Source organism: Saccharicrinis sp. GN24d3, assembly GCF_052400645.1.
Taxonomy (GTDB): domain Bacteria; phylum Bacteroidota; class Bacteroidia; order Bacteroidales; family Marinilabiliaceae; genus Saccharicrinis.
In genome coordinates this window covers 149,667-172,228 of the sequence record NZ_JBQTGI010000012.1, presented here as the reverse complement: position 1 = coordinate 172,228, position 22,562 = coordinate 149,667, and the positions used below count along the sequence as shown (strand labels likewise).

Annotated in this window: 1 protein-coding gene; it reads right to left on the bottom strand. The window is 42.6% G+C overall.

Going from position 1 to position 22,562, the window contains the following annotated elements:
• Positions 1-52 precede the first annotated feature (52 nt).
• On the bottom strand, positions 53-22,444 hold the full coding sequence (locus ACT29I_RS15535) for a PKD domain-containing protein (RefSeq protein WP_444793899.1): 22,392 nt from the start codon (positions 22,442-22,444) through the stop codon (positions 53-55).
• Positions 22,445-22,562: the final 118 nt, after the last annotated feature.

Sequence of the window (22,562 nt, the reverse complement as noted above, 5' to 3'; positions counted from 1 at the left end):
GTCATTTGGTTATATGCTATGATGCTAAATTAAGCTCAAATCTAAATATTTATTATCTCACCAGCAATACACTTCCTGTTTCGTTAAACACTGTTCCGCTTATAAAGGTACCCGTTGCCTTCCACACATAAACCGCCTGCGGTGATAACTGACCGTTAAAGAAACCGTTCCAGCCTTCCTCAATATTTTCACTTTCGTAAATCAATTGTCCCCAACGATTGAATATCTGCAGGTTATAAGTTTCAATATCGTCATAAACAGGTTTGAATACCGTAGTTTTATCCCCACTGGCCACCGAGGCAGCCCCCCCGTCCGGACGCGGCATAAATGAATTAGGGAAAACCACAAATCCTTCAGGTCTTACTTCTACCGCATCCACTTTTACAATTTCATCCTCGCATCCGAACTCACTTGTAACCTGCAGTGTTATTGTATAGGAACCAGTTTCAACATATTCGTAGGTTGGGTTCACCTTTGTGGACTTATTGTTACCATCCCCAAAGTCCCATAGGTACGTAGCTGCATCAACCGACTGATCATAACATTTCACCGAACCTCCGGGAATATACACCACTTCCGGTCCAACCGAAAACTCAGCCACTGGATGGTCGTAAACCAGGATATCCATCTGGAATGTTCCATTCACGTTATCCGGTCCAGGGGCAGTTAAGGTTACCTTATATTCGCCCGGATTGTTAAACGTATGTTCCGGGTTTCTCTCGTCGGACGATTTACCATCGCCAAAGTCCCAGCTATAGGTTGATCCGCCAATGGATTGGTTGGTAAACTGAACGGTTAACGGATAGCATCCCTGGAATGTATCCACCTTAAACGCGGCATCCGGCACTAATTTATACTCGATACTCACATCATCGTAGGTAATACATCCATTCACATCCATGGTCCATCGGAAAGTATTTACTCCTTCTTTTAGTCCATCCACACGGGTGTTGTAGTATGTGAGGTCATCGAATTCGCCATCCCCGGCAACTACGGTCCATTCCGCACCCAGATTGCCCGGATTGGATGCTTTAAGCTCATAACTGCGCGCATAGCTCACATCATCCTCGCCTGCGTAAGGATCGGCCTTATTCGATACGATTTCGACCACATCCTCGGTAGTACAGCTTCCATAAGCCACTACCCACTTAAATTTGTTTTCGCCCAGTTCAAGGTTCCTTACAATCGAAGTGGGACTGTTAGGATCCTCGAAATCTCCGTTACCGCTTAACACAATCCAAGTTCCAGCTCCTGTTTTGGGGTCATTCGCATTCAGCGTTAAATAATCCTCACACGTATTTTTATCGGTACCCGCTTCGGCTTTATCCGGGATATTGTTTCTAACAATTATTTCATCCGAAGAAACACAGTTTCCTTTTTGAATATTCCACATTAGAATGTTGTCACCAAACTTCAGGCTATCCACCCTTGTTTTAGGGTCATTCACATCTACAAAGTAAGCATTACCCGAAGTTCTGGTCCAGAATCCCTGCCCTTGTGTTGCCACATTGCCATCCAGGGGAGCATAATCCTTGCAATCACTGATATCCGGTCCTGCATTGGCCGTAGTTGGCGTATTGTTTAGAACCTCAATTTCGGAATATAAACTACAATCACCCTGCGAAATCGTCCACCTTAATTTATTTAAACCTTCGTTCAACCTGGATATGGTTGCATTCGGTAATGCAGGATCGTCAAAGTTTCCTCCGCCTTCGATAATGGACCATCTGCCCGTACCGAAGTCCGGCGTGGCAGCTTTAAGCTCTATATCCGGCGAACAGTATTCCTCGTCTTTTCCGGCATAAGGGACTGATGGCTGGTTGTTGATGACCAATACATCATCTACCGAAGTACATAATCCATTGTCACTGGTTACCACCCATTGCAACACGTTTTCGCCCTTTGACAGGCCAGATATATTGGCTTTTGGTTCCAGCAACTCATCTTCTGGTATAATTGCTGATCCGGTCAGTATTTCCCATTTACCTGTACCAATAGCAACCGGGGTTGCATCAAGCGTTGTTAAATCCTCACAAAGCTCCTGAGTATTACCCGCATATGCTGTGCTGGGCAAATGATTGCTCACGGTAACGGTATCGGAAGTAATACATCCCTCATTATTGATAGTCCAACGTAATACGTTAGATCCCTTGGCCAAATCAAGTACCTGGGTAACCGGATCATGAGAATCCACAAACTTAGCCTGGCTGCCACCTCCGACAACGGTCCAGGTACCAACACCCGGGGAGGCACTGTTTGCCTCAAGGAAAGTTTCATCGGAACAAACGTCCTGATCTCCTCCTACCTGAGCATCCACTTTATTGTAACTGATTTGAACATCATCGGTTGAATTACACCCTTCATATTCCACTGTCCATCTGAAAATATTATCTCCAAATTTAAGACTATCCACCTTGGTAGACGCATTAAGATAATCTTCAAACTTACCGCCTCCGGATCTGATTGTCCAGCTACCCGTGCCAACCTCGGGATTTGAAGCACCCAGGACAAAACTATTTTCACAGGTTGCCTTGTTATCACCAGCATCCGCCTTAGAAGGAGCATTATTTGTAATCTTCACTAAGCTAACATCCCTACACGAATTGTACTGAATAGTCCATGTCAGAATGTTTTCCCCTTTATCCAGGTTACGCACGTTCGTATAAGGATCCAGGTTATCGTCAAAATTAGCCGATCCCGAACCACCTAAAACACCCCAGGTTCCTTCGCCCGGAGATGGGTTATTGGCTTCCAGTACTGCTGTATCGGCACAATTTACTTGTTCGTATCCGGCAAACGCCTCAATCAGGTCATTGGATATCTCCACATCCGAGGTTGAGGTACAGCCATTATTATCCACTGTCCAACGGAACCTGTTTTTACCATTACCCAAGTTAGTAACCAGGGTATTTTCATTGTATACATCCGCAATTTCTCCGGCACCGGATATCAATGTCCAGGTACCCTCCCCGTAGATGGGTGCATTACCCGAAAGGCTCACCGTATCGGTACAAACAGGTCGGTCGTGCCCGGCAAATGAAACGCTGGGTTCGTTGTTGATAATTTCTATGGTATCCCGTTTTATACAACTGGCTTCTGCGCCATACACCTGTACTTCCCAAACCAACATATTCGACCCGGGAGCCAGGGCGTGCACGTAATTGCCACTAATTTCATCGGTATAATTACCCGCATCATCTTTGCCTTTACCAGCACCTTTAATAACTCTCCATGTTCCTGTGCCATATTTAGGTGCTGTTGGTCCAATTTTGGCCGAATCAGCACATACAACCTGATCTTCACCGGCATATGCTTCCGAAGGCTCCATATTGTAAACCATAACCGTATCGTAAGAATGACATCCTTCTTTGGCCACTTCATATTTGATCACGTTTTTACCTGGTGCCAGTCCCGTAATATAAGTTTTCGGATCGGTATCATCGGCAAAACTACCTCCTCCGGAAAGCACAGACCACAAGGGACTGCCTTCTATCGGTTCTACTGCTTCAAACACAGCCGAATCGCCACATACTGACATATCATATCCGGCTGAAGCTACGGTAGGCTTATTGTTAACAATCACTACGGTATCCTCGGTAGACTGGCTTCCATCACCTGCGAACCTCAGTGTCCATTTCAAAACATTTCTGCCCGGGCTGATGTCATAAATTCTTACTTCGGGATCATTGTGATCATCATCCTCAAACTTCACAAATCCGCTTACAACCGTCCATTCCCCAAAGGTATTCTCCGGCAGGTTAGCCTCAAGGTTGGTATAATCCTCACAAAGGTTCGTTTGATCCCAGCCTGCTTCGGCTTGCGCCAGGGCGCCACTCTGAACCTCTATATCTACATAATCAGAACAGTTTAGTTGGGTTACCGTCCACCTGAATTTGTTGATATTAGAGAACAGATTGTACACCCAGGTAGAATGTGATGTGGGATCATCAATATCACCTCTTCCTTCAAGTAAGGTCCAGACTCCCGAACCCACTACAGGTTCGTTGGCATTTAAAGGTGCGAAACTTTCATCGGTTGAAGTCCATGGAATGGCACTTACAGGAGTTGGTTGGTTATTAGTAACCACCATGGTATCTGTGGAAACGCAACCATTATAGTCTACGGTCCAAACCAAGGTGTTATTTCCCGAAGCCAATGACTCCACTGTACCATTATATTTAGATTCGTTGTCTTCAAAAAAACTTCCGCTTCCCATACTAGATACTACGGACCACGTCCCTGTTGCTCCATCGGGGGCAGGGGTAGCATTAAGCTTGGCTACCGGCTCGCAGACAGCTGTATCGGCTCCTGCATAGGTATCTACATGCAAATTGGTGATCGTGAAATCTACGGATGACGAACAAGTATTTTTGGTCACAGTCCATCGCATCTTATTGTCTCCTACTGCCAAATTTGTCACTTTAGTAAATGGATCTGTAGCATCTTCAAGATTACCCTGCCCTGAAACCAAACTCCAGTAGCCGTCACCATATACCTCCGGTACCGCATGCAAATCATATTCAAATCCGCATATTTGATCAGAAGTACCAAGACCTTGAATTTGGGCTTGTGATGGCTCATCATTGCTGATAATAACCGTATCGTACGAAGCACATCCGTTCCGGGTCATTGTCCAACGCAATATGTTTACACCATCATTCTCCTGCGACAATTCACTAACTGCAGTGTGTCCCGCCGCTGCATCCGAAAAGTTTGCAAAACCTTGCGTATAGGTCCACACTCCGGTTACGCCATCACCCTCCGGGATTTCGGTTCCGGTAAGGTTGATGGTTCCGTCACAGGTGTAAGAATTAACGCCTGCATCCACCTCTAATGCGTTGTTTCTGATCTCAACAATAGTTTTAGACAGACAATCTCCATTTAAAATATTCCAGCTCAGCACATGATCGCCCTTACCAATATTAGTAATATTAATCGTTGTATTGTATTTGTTGTCGATAGAAACCTTACCGGATTCAATTCGCCAATATCCGCTTTCATAAGCCTCCGGCGTGCTTCCCCTAAGTGTTGTGAAATCCGTTTGACATTCCAGATCAACCAAATTAACGATTACATCGCTGGCATTATAAATAACCGGTTCTGTAGGTTCGTTATTCACTATATTAACCTGTGCGGTACTTTCGCAAGATCCTTTGCGAACTGTCCAGGTTACGGTGTTTACTCCCTTGTCCAACCCTGTTACTGTAGTATTATCGAGTGTTCCATCGGTTATAGTACCGCCTCCTGCTATAATATTCCAATAACCCTCATCCGCATCTTCAAGGGATGCAACCGGAGTTCCACTGATAGTTGCAGTACCGCCACATACGGGCGAATTCTCAACCACGGCATTTACTGTTAATTGATCGTTAAATATTTTAACGGTATCTGTTACCGAACATAAAGTTCCCTTATTAGTAACCGTCCAGACAAAGACGTTCTCACCTTGGGACAGGTTATAAATATTAGCATCGGCTCTTGTTTTATCCGTAGCAGCATCGACAAATTGTGCCGATCCGCCCACAATTTCCCATTCCCCATCTTCACTGCCGCTAACCGGAACAGCATTTAATGCCGTAACCGTTCCACAAACACGGTCATCGGATCCAGCATCTGCCATTGGCAGTGGCGTAATTGTAACCTCTAATCCAGGAGACCAGGTTTCAGAAGCACTGCAGTCGTTTACCGGGCGTACTCTTACCATATCGGTATTAGAAGGTATGTTAGGATCCAGATCAACCACAATGGAAGAACCTGTTCCATCCCCCTGAATTATCATACCTGTGGGTAAATCCCATTCGTAAGCGCTTGCATTATCCACCTGATTAATGCTATATACCAAGCCTTTTGTTCCCTGACAAACATCGGTATCTCCAACCGGTGCCACAGTAATTGGATCCGGAATAGGATCTGCTGTTATCCAACGTTCAACCGTGTTGTTTACACCACAATCGTTTTTAGCATAAACCCTGATATAACCGCCATCAAAATCTCTATCAAAATTAACCGTTACCTTTTTATTGGCATCCGCACTCGTTATGATGTTTATGCCTGCATCTGCATCCCAATGGTAACTTGTTTCATAATCAACGTCATCAATGTAATATGCAACTCCTTTGGTTCCCTGGCAAACGATACCATCGTCGTCGTCATCGCTTTTAATCTCTGTAATATTTGTTGGTACAGGATTTAACGTTATTGTTGCCTGAACAGGTACCGCTGTCATATCCATCTCGCAAGAATTGGCATCAACCACCTGTGTTATCACATAATCAGTAGTAACACTGTCTGGAGCAACAGTCCAGGAATAGCTTAGGCTTGCATCAGGTGTAACTACCAGAGACCCTTCCTTACCATTTGCCAAATAGGTGATGGTGTATGGTCCTTTGTTTTGATTGAATCCGATTATCAGCTCCCTGCTATCCCCAACACACATATTATCACTACCCGTTAAAGTAACTATCGGTTTTTTATTGATAATTACATCAACAGCACCAGTACCTGCATTGGAACATCCGTTTGCATCACTTACATTTAGAATCACATATTTGCCATCGCCAACCGGACTATCCGTTAAGGTAGTATCATTTCCATGTATTGTTATCGTTCCGGAGGTACCGTTATTTTGGTCGGCCCAGGTAATATCGAATGGTGCCCTACCTTTAATATCCACGATGTTTAACGTAACCGCTCCGTCTTCGCATACCTCCGAAGGCCCGGTAATTGTTGCCGATGGTAAATCGTGCACCGTAACCTGAACACTATTACCCACATCCTCGCCTTTTAAGCAGGTAGCATCCGTTAAACTATACACTTTTGCAATCTTGTAGGTTCTGGAATGATCCACCGCTATCGGAATTTCAACCAATGGGTTATCTATGGTATACGTAGTCGTTAATGTTGTATAATTATCCAGAATATCAACTTTTATATTACCATATGCGGGATCACTAAAATCCCAATTCAGCGTTGTAACCGCTAAAGTAAATACCTCTCCCCTACACAATTCGGCAGAACCGTTAGCACTCAAAGATACTTCGGCACCTGGCTCTGTGATATAAACTGTCTCCTGCTTATCGCAATAACCCCTATCCGGACTATGAGTATCCGTATCGTCAGCGTGGTCTCTAACTATTACATTATATTCCCCGGCAGGCAGGCCAGTAAAGGTAAAACTAGCTCCATCCTTGGCATCCAGCTTTTCATTATAATAGCCATTGGTTACACCTTCAATGAATACAAAATAATTACCCGAAGCATCAGCTAATCCTCCGCCTACGGTAACTTCAACCACTCCTTCGCCTCCTCCGAAACAACTTACATCAGCAAGTTTATCTACATCTAATTCCAACGGGTTAATGGCAAAAATTTCAATATTTTCGGAATAAGTAGATGACAAATCGTCTGTAACGGTAACCTGATAAATACCAGGCGACAAATTACTCTCCACCAGAACCACATCATCTTCTACCCTGTCAATGCCATTACCTACGAACCTGATTCTATAGTGCGTTCCTCCAATGGCATGTCCTCCCTTGGGTCGAATGGTTATTTGGCCATTATCGTCGCCGGAACAAGGTCGGATCTGATAGACTACTTTATCGAAGCTTAATGCCTGACCCGGCTCAACCACCGACAACTCGGCTAGTTCAGCAGTACAGCCATTATTATCAGTAGCGATGATCTGATACGTTCCGGCTGTAACCACATTATTGACATCATCTTTAAGTGGGTTGGCAGTACCCTCCGGTACGGCAATAGGTTGATAAACACTTGATGCATCTTTCTTATACCATTGCAAACTATATGGCGGTACGCCATCGTATACATCCACTTCAATAACACCATCAGATAAGCCAGGTGCGGAAACATGGGTAATACGATCGTTGTCTACTTTGATACGAGATGTTGGTTCGGTTATGTATACCGTAGTATCTATCGTACAACCATTGTTATCGGTAACCGTAACGGTATACTCTCCAGCCAACAGGCCTTTTGGATTATCATTTCCTACCGGTGTGGAAGGATTACCAACCCAACTGTAGTTATATACGGTTGTCGGAATTTGCGTACCTCCGGAAGCAGATACCAATATTTCACCGCTATCGTCACCATGACATAATAACACATTGGTGATGACTACATCGTCAAACTTCAACTTCTCTGTTGGTCCTTCTACATCATAGAAGCCTGTATAACTGCAGCCATTGTTATCGGTAACAACAAGTTTGTGTGTACCTTGTTTTTGATTTGCTAGGGTGCTATTGGTTCCTGCTCCATCGTTCCAATCGTATGAATAGATTCCTGAGCCACCGGTTACCGATGCTGTTAAGGTAGCTCCCGGCTCATTAAAACATAAATTGGTGTTATCGATAGCAACATTTACAATAAGTTCATTGGTCGCTTCAATGATAAATGTCTCAGTAATTGCACAATCCGCTCCATCCGGATCCAAACGCGTATCGGTTATGGTAACTTCATATTCGCCAATACTTAATCCGCTTTGGTTTTGCTGATCTTTATTCAGTCGGGTGTCATCACCATATAGCGTCTTCCATTCGAACTTGTAGTTGCCATCTCCACCAATGACATCATAGGTAATGCTTCCATCGCTATTACCCAAACAAGTTACATCGGTTTCTTTTTTATTGATGATGGAAATAGCATCGGTTATGGTAGCCGATGCTGTTGCTGTGCAGCTTCTGCCATCGCCAAGGTCTTTCACAATTACAGAATAAGTTCCCCCAGACAGCCCTGTCTGGTCTTCGGCTTTAATAGTAAGCCCTGTGCCTCCCATGGAACTCCAGGTATACTCGAATCCATCCCCTGAACCTCCTGTTGCGGTCAGGTCTATTTCACCGCTTGTACCTTCACACTTGGTTTCTGTTACATCAAGATTTAACACGATTGGTGCATCCTCAGTAAGCGTAATATCTTTCTGTGCCGCACAATTATGACCGTCGGTAACCAATACAGTATATGTATCGGCAGGAAGATTTTCCTGTTTCTTATTCGATGCGAGGTTAGCTCCCACCACCGGACTCCATTGGTAATTATAATTACCAGCTCCTCCACTTACCACAATATCGATACTACCGTTACTGTTTCCGTTACAGGTTGGGTGTATCACATCTTCGGTAATCACTATGGCCTGATCTTCTTCAATATCGAATTCATAGGTTTTAGAACAACTCGCAATTCCGTCAGTGATATTTTGATCGGTAATTACAACTGTATAGTGACCGGCATATAGGTCTGAAATACTTGATTTGTCCTTGTTTGCCAGGGCATCAAACGAGGCAGGTCCTGTCCAGTCAACGCTGAATAAACCGGAACCTCCATTGATGGTCAGCTGGATAGATCCATTGTATCCTCCAGTACATGTTACATGGGTAACAATGGAATCGACACTTATTTCATAAGGAACAAACAGGTTCTTGGAAACCTCACAATCTTTCTTGTCCTTAACAGTAACGATATAGCTGCCCCCTTTGTAAATAGGCACATTAGCCGGATCGACCGGCACTGCAGGTGTGAAATCAGGGCCATTCCAAAGGATGGTTTTAATACCCGAACCACCATTAATATTCTCTACTTTTAAGGTACGTTCGTACGGATCGCACGCTGTATTCTCAAAACTTGCCGTATAAGTAATCGGATTGGGTTGAGCAACCGTGAAAACCGTATCCAATTGACAAGTTTCTCCATCGATATCTTTTTCAACCGTTAAATCATATTGCCCGGTGATCAGATCAACCTGGTTCTGTAAATTACTATTTACAATACCGGGGCCAGACCATGTATAGGTTGGGTTAACAGCACCCTCGACGACAAGGTTGATAGCACCATCCGAACCGCCATTGCAGCTTACATCCTTAACCGAATACGTTTTTATATGGATTGCATTTTTTACACCGACAATAAATTCTTTGGTTACTGTACATCCCCTTGTTACATCTTCAACCGTCAGCACATAGGTACCTTCCGAAAGACCCGCCTGGTCGAGGGAAGTATTGTCAATGCCCAAACCATCTACAGATGACCATGTTGTTACAATATTGGACGAAGCTCCTTCAATGGTAATTCCTGTAATTTCACCGTTGGTAACTCCTTTACAGGAGGTATTATTTATCGTTCCGGAAATTTCGATATGTTGCAATGTAAATGGATAATTAAATTTACAGCGTTCAGGATCAGTCGAATTGAGATCCAAAACAGTAAGCTCATAATCGCCAGCGGATAAGCCTGTAACATTCTCTGTGTGTGTTGAACCAACCGGTATGGTTACCGTTTTAACAATGGATGCTTCCGGTATTAAAATCTTATAGTCATACTCTGTAGCACCGGAAGGAATACCTCCGGTAATTTCAAAAGTAAGCGCTCCACTGGTTGTGGCCATTGGATCGCAATCTATATTTTCATTTGTTATATTCACACTTACAGGCAGTGTTGGTTCGCTAACAACAACTGATTTTGTTACTGAGGAACATGCTGCCCTGATATCCGTTACTTCAATTATATAATTCCCTGCGGTAAGGTTATCGAACACGGATGCACTGCTTCCGTTATTGGTTATGGCTGTTTGACCCGTGCAATTAATAGTATAAGGAGCCGTTCCTCCCGTAACATTCACACTAACAGATCCTGAGTTATCACCGAAACAAGTTGTTACATCACCTATCGTTTCGTTGATAACGATCTGACTACCATCCTCAACGATAATTCCATCCTCATAAACCTCGCAACCGTCGCCGAGACTTGTTACCTTCAAACGATAATCTCCCGCCACAACCGGATTCTTCAAAGTAGCTGCACCGTTCACCTTGTATATCTGATAATCGGTACCATCGTGTTTGTACCAGTCGTATTGATATGAGCCACCTGATCTTCCGGAGACTGATGTTTCGATGATTCCATTATCACCATTTGGACAGGTTACATCCTGTACATTATCAACTGAAATAATCAACTGGTTAGGTTCTTCTACTTCTACTTTAACGATATCCATGCATCCTTTAGCTGTCAGCAGTGAGATAACATAGTCTTCAACCTTGCTAACAGAATGAGAATTATACGAAACTATATCGTTCTTAACGAATGTACCGTTACTTCCACTCCAGGTAATTATATCAGTAGCTGCAGGAGCGCGACCCGACAAACTAACTGTGATTGAACCATCACCTTGCCCAAAACATGTATTATCCTTAGGTATAGCGATTAAAGTAACTTCAGCATCCTGTTTAATTTCTATATTATTTTGATAGAATACAGTGCCAATGGCATCATAAGCATTGATTTCATACACCCCTGCAAATAAATCACTAACAACCTGATTTAAGGTCGTGGCCGATATTTCACCAGAATCGTAGGCATTGCCATCGAAAGTGTTACCCGTTACCGTGTACTTGATTCCTCCGTTATTTGGAGCGTTGAATTCTATTTCTATTTCACCATCGCTTCCGCCGTAACAAGTTACATCACTAGTATTTATAGTCGCATCTAATGCATATGGTTGCCCTATAAAAATATCAGTTATGGTAGTATCACAACCACTTGCGTCGGTAATTGTAAACGAATACGAACCCGCCAGTAAATCATCTCTCCTAAAAGTTGTAACAGCTGCATCATCGGCCCAACTAATCGTATAAGGAGCGCCACTGTTACCGCTATAGGTATGCACATCAATAATACCATCTGCCTTATTATATATGGTAGCATCTTCGTCGTCCCAAACAATTGTAAAAGGATCTGGTTCGGCTATAGTGATGGTGTTAGAAATAGCACAGCCGTTTCCATCCACAAATGTATAGGTATAATCTCCTCCTGAATATACATTTATTGCGTCAGTATCACCTGTTGTATCAAGAGCTCCATTATCAATAATTCCGCTTGGTCCAGTCCATGTTACTTTATCTATCGCTACAAAATTTCTGTTTAACTGAATGGAAACTACTTGTCCGCCTTTATCTGCAGCATGACAAGTTAAATCGTTATAAGCAGGTGTAATGATATTCTCAGCTGGTTGAGAAATCATAATGGCATTCTCAGCAAACACATTCCCTACATTATCGGTTATTTGTACCTGGTATTCACCATCTTTCAGCGTATCCCACAGATAACTTCCTGTATTGGCAATAATAGTTTGTGTAGAACTAAAAGCACCTCCATCATATTCATTACCGGCAAGAACAACAGTATATGGCTCATTACCAGCCAGAACCGTAACCAGTATCTCTCCCTCTTCATCACCATAACACTTCATATTATCTGAAGATTCCGTTACGTTGGCCGATAGGGCAGTTGGCTCATTTATAATAATATCCCCTGAATCGTACAAACATCCATACAAATCCTCAATTTGATAAGAATATGTACCTGCAATTAACCCAGTTTGTAAACGTTCGTTCTGAGTAAAAGCAACTCCGGCTGGACCTGACCAGGTAATTTTATAATCCTCTGGTAACGAAGTGTCAGGGGTATTGCCGCTTAACACATCAATTTCAATAGAACCATTGTTATTACCTGTTGGTGTAATGTGTGTTACATTATGGTGAACATCCCATGCAACCGGTTCTGTAATAGTATAGGTATTTTCTATTAAACATCCATCTTGATTTGTGACAACCACCTGATAATCACCAGAAATATCAGCATTCGCCTCTCCAATTTTAGCTGCAATAGCAGTGATATCAGAACCACTTAATGTAATATTATTAGGATTAATTACACTCCAGGTTTCTGTCCCATTTTCTCTGCCGCCCAAAGTAATCTGAATCTTACCTCCGCCTTGTCCTTTACATTCGATTTGTGTTAATGCCCCGGAAACTGTTGTTTCGTCATTTTCGGAAATTGTAATTGTCTCATTATGCGTTTGACTCGCATGATCAGCTACAACAACTTCGTATATACCTGGTTTTAAATCCTCAAACAACACATTGGCATTTGCACTTGTTTTTTGGGCAAATACAGAACCATCATCAGGAGTACCCGTTAATTCAATTGAATAAGGAGCATTCCCCGATGTAATCGTTACTAGTATCTCACCATCTTCACCACCATAACAATTTACATCAACATCTGACACATTAACAACCAGTTCACCTGGTTCTGTGATAGTTATGCCGGAACTAGTGAAAGTACAATCGTTATTGTCTGTAATTACATATTGGTAAACACCCGCCTCAATTCCGTTATTGTTCACTCCCGTTACAGGAGTACCAACTGGATTTTCGTATACATCGTAAGTTCCACCGGCGTTCTGCTTGTACCATACAATTGATTTTACACCATTTTCGCTGACAGCGTCAATCAGAATTCTTCCATCTGAAGCTCCATTTGCAGTTACATGATCCTGCTGAACGATTGAGGAAGTTATATCGGCCGGTTTTGTTAGAACAACCGACAATGGCATTGCATCACAACCATTTTTATCCTTCACACTAATAGTGTAGGTACCTGCATATAAATCCACTTGCGACTTCTCAGCACTGAAAGCACCTGATGTGGACCAACCCACAGGATTGGTACGTGTCCAGTTGACAGTAGAATTGGCCTCATCAATGGCTCTACCGGATATGGCGACTTCTATTTCTCCATCGTGTCCGTCGTAACAAGTTATATTTTTAGATGATACTTCAACGACCGAGATTTCAGCCAGTTGATTTATAGTAACAACCTTGGTTAAGGATTCTCCTTCACTATCAGTAATGACAACCTCATAAGCACCTGCCGTTAAGGCATCAAACACATGATTACCAGATGTATTTCCCAGGTCCGACTCATTTACTGTAGTTCCTAAGTAATCAATTCCTGTAAGTGCAATGTTATAATTCGGATTTCCCGAATTCACCAGGACACCAATACTACCATTGGCAGAACCATAACACCCTGCATCAGTTGCGGTTACATCGAATAATAATTGATTTGGGCCTGAAACCGTTAACGTTTCTGAATAAGTACAAGTTCCTGCTCCATTGCCGTCGGTAATAGTATAAGTATAGTCCCCCACTGTCAATCCACTGCGCGACCAACCTGTTCCTCCATCACTCCAGGCAATAATGTATGGTGGTGTATTTCCTGTTGGTGCATTCACTGTTATGCTTCCATCGGTATGACCATAACTGGTAACATTGGTAACACCTGAACTAACCATCCATGGGTTTGGTTCTGAAATAGTAATAGGTGTTACCTGAACAGGAGAACAACCATTATTATTGTTTACCGTAACCGTATAATTACCTGCCTGTAAACCTGATTTAGAATACGTTTTTATCGCTACATCTAAGTTTTCTGGTCCCATCGCATAACCATTGTCTGCCGTCCAGGAAATAGTGGCACCATCAATATGTCCCTCAATATCAACAGATAAAATACCATCAACTTCTCCATTACAAGTAATATCTGTTGGTGTTACAGAAACCGATAATTCATCGGTCTGAGTAAGAACAACGGTACTATAATATACCTCAGAAGTTTCTTTGTCGGTTACTTCAATATCATATGTACCTGCTTTTAAACCTATAAGCTTATCATAAGTATCTGTGGTAAAATCCTCGTCAACAGCTGTAAATACAGAAGCATCAATCAGGGTCGCACTTACTTTAATATTATAATTACTACTTCCACTCTCCACCTGAATCGGGATAAATCCATCATTACCTCCATAACAAGAAATATTAATTTTATCTGAATCAGGATCTTTGACTATAAATTCAAAAGGTTGTGTTAATGTGATATAAGGACTTTCGTACAGACACGTGTTATCATCTGTAATTTTAAAACGGTATGTACCAGCATCAAAAGTGGATACTGTCCATGTACCTGCAAGTGCAACCATTTCCGTATCTGTTACATCGTACCAGCTAATAGAATGACCTGTATTGGCACCATCATGTTTATATACATTTATAACACCGTCAGCACTGTTATATTTTGTTAAATTAATAAGGGTGTAATCTACATCCCATGCATCCGGCTGCTTAACTTTATAGTTTGGCGTTGATTGTACGGTACAACCATTATCGTCTTCCACTACTACATAATACTCACCTGCCCCTAAACCAGTTATATGTTTCAATGTTGCTCCTTGCCCTTGAATTACGTCAGCCGTTGTACCCACTTTATACCACGTATAATTTTTATAAGGCGTTTCTCCACCTGTTACATTATTTTGTAGATTAATCTCACCATTTAACTCACCATTACATTTAACATCCGTAATCAGCTCTATACCAGCAGATACTGTTAATTCACTTGCCGGTTGTGCAATCGTAACTCCTCCGGTAATCACTTTATCTTTCTGACATAAAGTTGTAGTACCCATGTCTCTTACATAAATATCATAAGTTCCTTCCGTAAGATTTTGTATCGGAGAAGACTGCCACCCTGTTGACCCGTCCAAACTATATTCAAACGGTCCAACTCCTCCTGTAGTGGAAAGTTCAATTTCTCCTGTCGATTCTCCATAACATAAAACAGGAGTCACATTTGAAACAGTAGTAACAAAATCGCTAGGTTCGGTAATTTCAAAACTTATGGATTTGGTACAACTATAATCATTTTTATCTCTAATGACTAAATCGTATGTGGCCGCTCCCAGTAAAGTAAACGTGTGGGTCGCACTTGTTCCGGACACCCAGCTTGTTCCACCATCTTTGGAGTAATCATAATTACCGCTTCCTCCTGATGCTGTAAGTTCAATGAACCCGTCTGTATTGCTATTACACGAAACATGCGTATGATCGGAAACTATCAAATCTAATATTGGTGCCTCATCTACTTTAATAAAAGTAGGCATCTTATACTCGCAACCTGTTGCTTTTGAATCCCTTACCCAAATAGCATGATTCCCGGCAGACAATCCTGACTCTGTAAAGGTAGCCGCATTGTCGCCTGCATTATATCCACCTCCGTCAACATTGAATTGATATGTGCCCGAACCACCTGATGCAATGACTGTTATAACTCCATTACTACCACTGTTACAAGTAACGTCAGTAATATTATCGGTTACCAGATTTAGTGCAGTAGGTTCGCCAACCGTATAGATTTTGTTAAATGTACATCCATTATTATCCTCAACATCAACTCTATAATCACCTGCCAATAAATTTTTAGGATTTGCAGTTTTACCATTATCCAAATCGGGAACATTTGTACCGGTTGGTACATAAATCCATTGGTATTTGTACGGAGGAGTAGCACCTGCCAATGTTATGTTAATACTACCATTAGCCGTTCCATGACAATCCGCATCGATTACTTTTTCCGTAAGGATGCTAATGGCCGAAGCAGGTTCTGTAATTGTTATGGACAACACTCTGTCCTGCTCACAGAAATCTGCAGCCAACGATCCACGATCACGAACCGAAATTTCATATGTGCCAACTGCATATCCAGTAAACGTGCTGGCAGCATCCCATGTAGTAATATAATTTGTGCCATCATGAACCCTATATTCAAATGGTCCAACACCACCAGATGTAGTCACTGCAAATTCTCCATCAGCCCCAGTAAAACAACTAACATTTTTATGACTACCTGCAACTTCAGAAATGGCAAATGCCGAAGGCTCTGTTAAAGTCACTGTTCTAACATCCAGGCTCTGACAGGTTACATCTGAACTTTCTGCTATACTGAAAGAGTAAGGTATATTTGCACTAAGTCCGGTAAACACATTACTTGCCTGCCAATTTAATCCGGCATCCATCGAGTAAACATAATTACCACTTCCTCCAACGCCTGTAAGCGTTACTGTTCCATCGGTACCACTATTACAGGTTACATGGGTTATTACAGGCGTGTTCAATGCCAACTCAACTGGCTGGCCCACAGTTACAACAACCGTACCTTCGGTACAAGAAGTAGCTCCTGCATCCCGAACCCAAACAGAATGATTACCTGCGGCCACACCAGATACTGTGTACTCGTTTGTTCCGTTAACAGTCCAATCACCGGCTACTGCTACTGCAGGATTTACCTCGGAAAATGCATATGTTCCATTTCCTCCCGCTGCCTGAACTGTAAATGAACCGTCAGCAGCTCCAAAACAAGTAGCCTGAGTATTAGATATTTCGGCGAGTGACAATCCTGCTGTTGGTTGAGTAATTACAACATCGGTTGCCATTGTAAATTCGCATCTAGAATAATTTTTATCCCTTACTAATATGGTATATGAGCCAGCGCTCAGATTTGTAAATATATATTCGTTGGTGTTAACCCGGTTACTGTTCAACCAGTTTACACCTGCATCTATACTAAACTGGTAATCTCCAGATCCACCGCTGGCCTGAACTACGAATTCACCATCCGTTCCACCAAAACACAAATTATCGACATGGTTGGCAGCCGGATCCAGTTCCATTAAGCCTAATGCCGTATTCTTAGAGATTGTAACATCAACCGTTTGTGAACAACCTTCCGCATCTTCCACCAAAACAGAATAGGTTGCTACAGCCAAATTGTTAGCGGTTAACTCTTTGTTCGTTAATTGGGCTGCTCCAATACCCGCTGGCCAGGTAATATTATATCCGCTTGGATAAGTCACCAAATCAGTGAACGGTGTTCCTCCAGCAATAACAATGGTTGCGCTACCTTCACAAGTTCCTCCCATGGTACACGAAGTACAACCTACTTTAATATTTTTTGATAAATCTTCAGTAACCGACAAAGCTGCTACCGGTTCATCTATATTCACCGTTAGCACATCGTCTTCCTGACAGAATGGGGCGACTGCATTTTTTACTGAAAATGAGTATACGCCTTGGTTTAATCCTGAGAATGTTGGAGAGGCTTGCCAGGTACTTCCGTCGGCGGAATACAGATAGGAACCACTTCCTCCTCCAGTTTTTAAATTTATTACTCCGTCACTTGCGCCTTTGCAGCTTACATCCGTCTTTGAATCCAGCTGAAGAACAAGTTCATATCTTTCAATATCAACACTGCCGGTCATATAAGATGTACATCCGGCATAATTTGCACGAACCGTATAATTACCCGGAGAATCAAAGAATCGATCTCCTCCGGAACCATCCGTGTTTACAGTAAAGTTAAAAGCTCCACCAGTTGTCGTATTCAAATATTTTACTGTAGGCGAAAAAGAATTTCCATCCAATAGTAACTCATACTCAACATCCTTGTTGGAACCGCCTAAGCCAACTGTTATGCCTGCATCCCCCATGCAGAATGCACCTCCACCTGTTACTGAATACGTATTAGTAGGTGTACCTACAATTTCAATGGTAATCTCATGCGCAGTGATACAGCCGTCAACACTTTCATATTCATAACGCACTGTAAAAAAACCGGGAGTCATCAGGGATGGAGAAAGCACTGCTTTCTCATCATCAGCAGTTGCATCCACAATCCCGGGATAACCTCCAACTATCGAGAAGTTTCCGTTTCCTGCAGAAGGTCCTGACCCATTGAGATTAATATCGCCGGATGATGTACAAATTTTTTGTCCAGAAGTAATATCCGAAAAAGTAACCGGTATCGGGTCAAATACCTCCACCACCTTACTAATCGTTTCGGAACATCCTGAAGCATCGTCGGTATAAACAAAACGTACCGTATAATTACCCGGACCAACGGTGACATCGATTTCGGCAGTTTTATCGTCGCCATTGTCCGTCACAAATGGATTGAGCACTCCACTTTTGGTAGAACTGAAGACGCCCGTACCCGCCGCAGACAACGTATTGATGGTTATGGTTTGAGGCGTAACATCATTTTCGCAATAAGAATCCTGTAGCCCACTGAACTCAACCGACGGCAGATCCACCACCGACAGTTTATCCGGATGCATGTAGATGGAAGTACAACCATTTTGTGTGACCTGGTAGGTTATATCATAGTCTCCGGGACTCGCACCGGCTGGTGAAAACTTCTTGCCATCAACACCTGCGGCGACCAGATTGCCCAGATCGTCATATAAGGAAAAGAATCCGCTGGCAACATTGGGACGTAAATCAACATCTGCATTGTTAACACAGAATTGGTTTTGTTCACCTCCACTGCCATCATCAGGATAAAGGAAAGTGGCATCCGGCATAGCCAGCACTTCCACTTCCTGCTGTAATACATTGGTACAATTAGTCGAGGCAAATTCAAAATCGATTCTATATCTTCCTGCTCCTTGAACCGAAGGATTAAAAGTCACTGAACCATCGGCCGGTCCGGTACTCAGCTCATTTGTATAATCGCCATCAGCTGCAACCCACTTATAAACAGTTACCTTACCTGTTGTTTCATTCCCAAGCAGTGAAACACTTCCTTCGTTTGCGCAATAAGTAGCTTGAACCGGCAATGTTAATGGTACACCAACTGTCACATTTAATGAGGTGTTTCCACTACATGTCGTAACCGGGTCTAAGTAACTTAAGGATATTGAGTGATTCCCCAATCCGGCTGTTGAAGGAGAGAATACGGCTGTACCATCTCCATTATCTGTAATCCCCGGCCCGCTGAAAACCGCATCTGCCGTGCCAATATCCACATTTAAAAGTCTGGCTTTTATATTCACATCCAAGGATGTTTCGCAATAATCAGTATCCGGTGCCGAATTATCCAATAAGGTTATTTCAAGATTAGTCCCATTTATCGAGTTGGCATGAACGGTTGCCCCTTCTGTCCAGGAGTTAACACAACCGTTTCCATCCGTATAGGAATAGGTAATATTATAGGTAGTACCGGGCGTACTCACTGCACCGGGACTAAATGTAGCCGTTCCATCTCCGTTATCGTTCAGGAAAACGCCTAAACCAGCTCCAGACCAAACACCACCTGCATTTTGAGGGCTACCCAGAAGGGTTACCGGTGGGCTATCTTCACAAAAATCGCCAGGCAGGTTATTGATTCCGCCATTGGGTTTTAAGTTTTCGATAATAGTTTTAGCTGTAGTCAACAAATTAAGCGAACAACTGGCATTTTGTGATCTAGCTTCCAAGGTATAGGTTCCGGCTGTTACGCCTGTAAAATCCCTCGTGTGGCCATCTCCCGTAATGGATACGACATCTGTTCCGGTATCATCTACCAACACATATTCCACGTTCGTCTCTGTATCTGCCAAAGTAATTACGACACCGGCTTCATACTCACAGTAATTATCTTCAGGTATGGTTACCGTTTGTACATCCGGTCTTTTTTCAACGATTAGCTTATGCGTAAGTTCCGTTGTACAAGTTCCATTATCAGCAACCACCGAATAGGTAGCCGGCACCAAACCGTTAAATTGCACGGTATTAATACCATTACCATCTATTGGAAGATAGGACGCATCCGGAGCTCCATTTTTATATAATGTATACTTTACTCCGGATTGCCCGGGATTGGATAATACGATATTGCCTACATTACAAACATAACCGGATGTGTTAAAATTAATATCGGTTGGAGCTGCAATCACCGAAACAGAACCCGAAACCTGTTCCGTACAAAAACCGTTTGTTGCTTCGATAGTATAGGTTCCTAAAGCCAATAATTGATCCGTAACAATTTTTGGATTAGCTCCCGGGTTTCCCCCAACTGAATAGGCGGTGGCAACGGGGCCTGATCCATCATCATACAATAAATTATAGTTTACACCTGCTTCCGTATTGTTCGATAAGGTTATGGTAATGGGTGTTCCTTCACAATTGCCCGATGCGCTAAAGGTTATGGTGGAAACATCGGGTGAAGGATTAATGGTAAAGGTATTATTCATCACCTTTTCACATACTCCATTTTTAGATGCAACAACCGTATAAATACCTGCAACCGACTGCGGATTAAAAGGTCTGTCATTTCCACCTGCATCACCCGCTACCGTTTGAATGAGCGTTTCACTGCCCATACCATAATTTCTATATAAGGTATAACCGACATCTGTTTCGCTGGTCACTGTATTAAAGGTGACCGGTGTACCCGCACATAATGGCGGAACTAATGAAGAAGCGATATTTAAGCCCGTTACATCAGCTTCAATCGTAACAGTCCCACCCATCACAACATCCGTACATCCCGGATTGCCGCCTTTTACGGTATAAACACCTGCACTTCCGGCACCCGTATAAGGCCCCCAGGTAAGTGTTCCTCCTGTTCCTACTTTTGCTGCCTCTCCTAAATCAACATTATCCTTATAAACTTTATAACTTATTCCTGATTCTGAGTTTAATAATTGTACACTCGTATTTGATGTTTCACAAGCCGTTGCAGTAGTTATGGGCCTGTTTAAAGGTGGAGTATAAATAGTGACTGTTGCTCCTCCATCCATATCGAAGGTGCCACATCCGCTTATAGCTACAACCTTATAGGTTCCCGGAGTAGTCATATTGGGAAACGAAATAGCTCCATTTGTTCCCGCTGTATTAGTCCCTGCAACCAGGCCAGTGCCATCGTGCAATTGATAATCAATTCCCAGTTCACTGTCTGACAGTCCTATAATGGTTCCAACATCCGAACAGGCGTCGGTACCTGTAACAGTAAAAGCTAAATCAGGATCTTTGTCAACAGTATATACATTGCTCATGGGTAGATCGCCGGCACATGCTTTACCCACTACCCTGTACGTTCCTGCCACATTCTGTGTAGGAAAACTAATGGCGGAAGAGCCATCTCCCACAAAAGTGCTTAAGGCAACATCTTCATATGTCCCATTTCCATCTTTATCTCTTTGTAATTCGTATTCAACACCATTTTCAGGGGTATCACTAGCTGCGGTAGCATCTAAACTGAGTGTTAATCCAACTCCAGACTCGCATGATGGAACCGGGCTTCCGGAAACATCCAATACGGCTGTTGCACCTGTTGTATAAATAAGATCATTAATCCCAGTAAGGTCAGCACTACAATAATATTTATCAACTACACTTACTAAGTGAACTATATTAGGTCGAAGGTTAGTATTTCCATCATGTATTTCCTCAGTTTTGTCTTCGTCATGTACCTTATCTGCATGCAAGCCATCTGCCGTAGTGGAAAATTCAATATCATAATCATCTTCTCCACCGGTAATTCTAATATCAAAACCATTTTTATAATTATCAGTTGCCGGACATATAAAACTATCACCATCAATATGATCGAACAAAACTACCGAAGGGGCACTGCTGGTTTCTTTAATATCTAAATCCACTTGGCCCGATCCAAAATCTAACTCAACCTCGTAGTCACCTCCCGGATTCCATCCTGTAATTACATCGTCGGTATAATCACCTGGGGTACCTTTATCATCAATTGATAATCCGTCCAAATCAACAACTACGCCCGCGCCATTAGAATACCCAGCGCCAAATGCCAACTTGATGAGCTCATCAAAATTTATTTCGCTCCTGCCGCAAGTGCCATAGTCCTGTGCATAAACAGAAGTAAATAATCCCAGATATAGTAACGCAAAAAACAGACCTAGGCGAAGTGTACTTCTCCTAAGCCCTATTTTATTAAGGTTGAGTGAGTGATGGTTTAGCATGTACATATAGTTTTAGTCCCCAATGGTTCAATTAAAAAATCAAACCTAGACTTTTCTACGTCTTTAGTTAAAAAAAGGTTTGGTTAAAAACGAGAAACTATGCAAATTTTGTTAAGTC

Bases quoted from the DNA above. Each gene is read 5' to 3' on its own strand.
- ACT29I_RS15535 (WP_444793899.1), bottom strand. From the start codon at position 22,444: ATGCTAAACCATCACTCACTCAACCTTAATAAAATAGGGCTTAGGAGA.